This window comes from Stenotrophomonas sp. NPDC077659 (genome assembly GCF_050268705.1).
In the GTDB taxonomy this organism is placed as follows: domain Bacteria; phylum Pseudomonadota; class Gammaproteobacteria; order Xanthomonadales; family Xanthomonadaceae; genus Stenotrophomonas.
On the sequence record NZ_JBNNHG010000200.1, the window covers coordinates 1 to 5,217 of the forward strand.

1 protein-coding gene and 1 pseudogene are annotated in these 5,217 nt (G+C 64.0%); both read left to right on the forward strand.

The window, feature by feature from the left end; translation table 11 throughout:
- Positions 1 to 56: 56 nt before the first annotated feature.
- A pseudogene (gene rpoB, locus ACQKDV_RS18145) lies at positions 57 to 593 on the forward strand (DNA-directed RNA polymerase subunit beta); the annotation flags it as partial.
- An 87-nt stretch (positions 594 to 680) separates the two neighbouring features.
- Positions 681 to 4,901: a DNA-directed RNA polymerase subunit beta' gene (gene rpoC / locus ACQKDV_RS18150; protein WP_427785604.1), complete on the forward strand. Its 4,221-nt coding sequence runs from the start codon at positions 681 to 683 to the stop codon at positions 4,899 to 4,901.
- Positions 4,902 to 5,217: the final 316 nt, after the last annotated feature.

Below are 5,217 nucleotides of genomic sequence, written 5' to 3' on the forward strand. Positions count from 1 at the left end.
ACCGATGAGCTGGATGCCGAACGGCGAATGCAGCCCTTCGATGTAGACGTGCTGGCAGCGACGAGGAACTGCTGCGTCTGGCCCGCAACCTCACCGACGGCGTGCCGATGGCTACCCCGGTGTTCGACGGCGCCACCGAAGCGGAAATCAAGCGCATGCTGGAACTGGCCGACCTGCCGAGCAGTGGCCAGACCCAGCTGTACGACGGCCGCACCGGTGAAGCCTTCGACCGCCACACCACTGTCGGTTACATGCACTACCTGAAGCTGAACCACCTGGTCGACGACAAGATGCACGCCCGTTCGACCGGTCCGTACTCGCTCGTCACCCAGCAGCCGCTGGGCGGCAAGGCGCAGTTCGGCGGCCAGCGCTTCGGTGAGATGGAAGTCTGGGCGCTGGAAGCCTACGGCGCGGCCTACACCCTGCAGGAAATGCTGACGGTGAAGTCCGATGACGTGCAGGGCCGCAACCAGATGTACAAGAACATCGTCGACGGTGAGCACGAGATGGTCGCGGGCATGCCGGAATCCTTCAACGTCCTGGTGAAGGAAATCCGCTCGCTGGCCATCAACATGGAACTGGAAGACAACTGATCCATGCCGGCGCGGCGGTCCGCCGCCGCGCCGCTGGCAGTGACCTGAAAGCCCATCGACACAGCATTCCTCCTTCTGGAGAACACCATGAAAGACCTGCTCAACCTCTTCAACCAGCAGCGCCAGACGCTGGACTTCGACGCGATCAAGATCGCGCTGGCCTCGCCGGACCTGATCCGTTCGTGGTCCTTCGGCGAAGTGAAGAAGCCGGAAACCATCAACTACCGTACCTTCAAGCCGGAGCGTGACGGCCTGTTCTGCGCCGCCATCTTCGGGCCGGTCAAGGACTACGAGTGCCTGTGCGGCAAGTACAAGCGCATGAAGCACCGCGGCGTGGTCTGCGAAAAGTGCGGCACCGAAGTGACCCTGGCCAAGGTGCGCCGCGAGCGCATGGGCCACATCGACCTGGCCTCGCCGGTCGCGCACATCTGGTTCCTCAAGTCGCTGCCGTCGCGCATCGGCCTGATGCTGGACATGACCCTGCGTGACATCGAGCGCGTGCTGTACTTCGAAGCCTACGTGGTGACCGAGCCGGGCCTGACCGCCCTGGAGCGCCGCCAGCTGCTGACCGAAGAACAGTACCTGCAGGCCCGCCAGGAACACGGCGATGACTTCGACGCCGCCATGGGCGCCGAGGCCGTCTACGAACTGCTGCGCACCATCGACCTGCAGTCGGAAATGACCCGCCTGCGCGAGGAAATCGCCGCTACCGGTTCGGAAACCAAGCTCAAGCGCCTCACCAAGCGCATCAAGCTGATCGAAGCCTTCCTGGAATCGGGCAACCGTCCGGAATGGATGGTCATGACCGTGCTGCCGGTGCTGCCGCCGGACCTGCGTCCGCTGGTTCCGCTGGATGGCGGCCGCTTCGCGACCTCCGACCTGAACGACCTGTACCGCCGCGTCATCAACCGCAACAACCGCCTGCGCCGCCTGCTCGAACTGAGCGCGCCGGACATCATCGTGCGCAATGAAAAGCGCATGCTGCAGGAATCGGTCGATGCGCTGCTGGACAACGGCCGTCGCGGCCGTGCCATCACCGGCACCAACAAGCGCCCGCTGAAGTCGCTGGCCGACATGATCAAGGGCAAGCAGGGTCGCTTCCGCCAGAACCTGCTGGGCAAGCGCGTCGACTACTCGGGCCGTTCGGTCATCGTGGTCGGTCCGTACCTGCGCCTGCACCAGTGCGGCCTGCCGAAGAAGATGGCGCTTGAGCTGTTCAAGCCGTTCGTCTTCGCCAAGCTGCAGCGTCGTGGCCTGGCCACCACCATCAAGGCCGCCAAGAAGCTGGTCGAGCGCGAAGAAGCCGAAGTCTGGGACATCCTGGAAGAGGTCATCCGCGAACACCCGGTGATGCTGAACCGTGCGCCGACCCTGCACCGCCTGGGCATCCAGGCGTTCGAGCCGGTGCTGATCGAAGGCAAGGCCATCCAGCTGCACCCGCTGGTCTGCACCGCGTTCAACGCCGACTTCGACGGTGACCAGATGGCCGTCCACGTGCCGCTCTCGCTGGAAGCCCAGCTGGAAGCGCGTGCGCTGATGATGTCGACCAACAACATCCTGTCGCCGGCCAACGGCGAGCCGATCATCGTGCCGTCGCAGGACGTCGTGCTGGGTCTGTACTACATGACCCGCTCGCTGGAAAACAAGAAGGGCGAGGGCATGGCCTTCGCCAACATCGCCGAAGTCAAGCGCGCCTACGACAACCGCGTGGTGGAACTGCACGCGCGCGTCAAGGTCCGCATCACCGAAGTGGTGACCGACGAAGAAGGCAACAAGCAGAACAAGACCTCGATCGTGGACACCACGATCGGTCGCGCCCTGCTGGCTGAAATCCTGCCGGAAGGCCTGCCGTTCGCGCTGGCCAACACCGAGCTGACCAAGAAGAACATCAGCCGTTTGATCAACTCCAGCTACCGTCAGCTGGGCCTGAAGGACACGGTCGTCTTCGCCGACAAGCTGATGTACACCGGCTTCGCCTACGCGACCCGCGCCGGCGTCTCCATCGGCATCGACGACATGCTGATCCCGGACGAGAAGAAGGGCATCCTCACCGAGGCCGAAGCCGAAGTGCTGGAAATCCAGGAGCAGTACCAGTCGGGTCTGGTCACCGCCGGCGAGCGCTACAACAAGGTGGTCGACATCTGGTCGCGCACCAACGAGCGCATCGCCAAGGCGATGATGGACACCATCGGTACCGAGAAGGTCGTCAATGCCAAGGGTGAGACCATCGACCAGAAGTCGATGAACTCGCTGTACATCATGGCCGACTCCGGTGCGCGTGGTTCGCAGGCGCAGATCCGTCAGCTGGCCGGTATGCGTGGCCTGATGGCCCGCCCGGACGGCTCGATCATCGAGACGCCCATCAAGGCGAACTTCCGCGAAGGCCTGAACGTGCAGGAGTACTTCAACTCCACTCACGGTGCCCGTAAGGGTCTGGCCGATACCGCGCTGAAGACCGCGAACTCGGGTTACCTGACCCGTCGTCTGGTCGACGTCGCGCAGGACGTGGTCATCACCGAGGTGGATTGCGGTACCACCGAAGGCCTGATCATGACCCCGATCGTGGAAGGCGGCGACGTGGTCGAGCCGCTGAAGGATCGCGTGCTGGGTCGCGTGGTTGCCGAGGACGTGTTCCTGCCGGGCAACGACGAAGATCCGATCGTCACCCGCAACACCCTGCTGGACGAAGCCTGGGTTGCCAAGCTGGAAGATGCCGGCGTGCAGACCATCAAGGTCCGCTCGACCATCTCGTGCGAATCGGCCTTCGGCGTCTGCTCGCGCTGCTACGGCCGCGATCTGGCCCGTGGCCACCTGGTCAACATCGGTGAAGCGGTCGGCGTCATCGCCGCCCAGTCCATCGGTGAGCCGGGTACCCAGCTGACCATGCGTACGTTCCACATCGGTGGTGCGGCGTCGCGAGCTGCTGCGGTCGACAACATCACCGTCAAGACCACCGGCTCGGTCAAGTTCAGCAACCTCAAGTCGGTCGAGCACGCCAACGGCTCGCTGGTGGCGGTGTCGCGTTCGGGCGAAATCTCGGTGCTCGATGCCCACGGCCGTGAGCGTGAGCGTTACAAGCTGCCGTACGGTGCGACCATCACCTCCAAGGACGGTGATGCGATCAAGGCTGGCCAGACCGTGGCCAACTGGGATCCGCATAACCACCCGATCGTGTCGGAAGTTGCCGGCTTCATCCGCTTCATCGACTTCGTCGACGGCATCACCGTCATCGAGAAGACCGACGAGCTGACCGGCCTGGCTTCGCGCGAAATCACCGATCCGAAGCGTCGTGGTACCCAGGCCAAGGACCTGCGCCCGATCGTGCGCATCGTCGACGCCAAGGGCAACGACCTGTCCATCCCGGGCACCGATCTGCCGGCGCAGTACCTGCTGCCGCCGCGTTCGATCGTCAACCTGCAGGACGGCGCCGCTGTCGGCGTGGGCGACGTCGTCGCCAAGATCCCGCAGGAAGCGTCGAAGACCCGCGACATCACCGGTGGTCTGCCGCGCGTGGCCGATCTGTTCGAAGCCCGCAAGCCGAAGGATCCGGCGGTGCTGGCCGAGCGTTCGGGCATCATCAGCTTCGGCAAGGACACCAAGGGCAAGCAGCGCCTGATCATCAAGGACACCGATGGTTCGGAGCACGAAGAGCTGATTCCGAAGTACCGCCAGGTCATCGTGTTCGAAGGCGAGCACGTCACCAAGGGTGAAACCATCGTGGACGGCGAGCCGAGCCCGCAGGACATCCTGCGTCTGCTGGGTGTCGAACCGCTGGCGGCCTACCTGGTGAAGGAAATCCAGGACGTGTACCGCCTGCAGGGCGTGAAGATCAACGACAAGCACATCGAGGTGATCACCCGCCAGATGCTGCGCAAGGTCGAGATCACCGACCAGGGCAGCAGCAGGTTCCTGAACGGCGAACAGGTGGAGCGCCAGCGCGTAATCGAGGAGAATGCGCGCCTGTCGACCCGCAACGAGCTGCCGGCGCACTTCGATCCGGTCCTGCTGGGTATCACCAAGGCATCGCTGGCGACCGAGTCGTTCATCTCGGCCGCCTCGTTCCAGGAAACCACCCGCGTGCTGACCGAAGCTGCCGTCCGCGGCACCAAGGACAACCTGCGCGGCCTGAAGGAAAACGTGATCGTGGGTCGCCTGATCCCGGCCGGTACGGGTCTGTCGTACCACAGCAGCCGCCGCCGCGGCGCTTCGGGTCTCACCGACTCGGAGATGCAGGCCCTGACCGGTACCCCGGTTGCGGCTGAGGCGCCGGCCGTTGAAGCCGAAGCTGAACGGGCCTCGGAAGACTGAAACACGGGTCCGGCCTCACGGCCGGACCACCCGGGCGGTAGAGTCGACTGTTGGTCGACTCTCGATAGCAGTCGAACTAACAGTCGACTCTACCGGGGCAGGGCAGGGCGGATCATCCCCGATCCACCCCGCCAACCTGAACGGGGTACATGGAGGCCCCCCAGTAACGTTCCAGGATCAGGAACGGGCTTGACAGGAGGCGTTTGACTGCTTCTCTGGCAGGTTGCTACAATCGTCTGTCTCAGCAGGCCAGAATTTTGGTGCTGACGTTGTCAAAAAAAGCCCAGGCCATCTGGGGGACCGGCGAGGACGCCTG

Excerpts from the sequence above, each read along its gene's own strand:
- rpoC (WP_427785604.1), top strand. The coding sequence starts at position 681 with ATGAAAGACCTGCTCAACCTCTTCAACCAGCAGCGCCAGACGCTGGAC.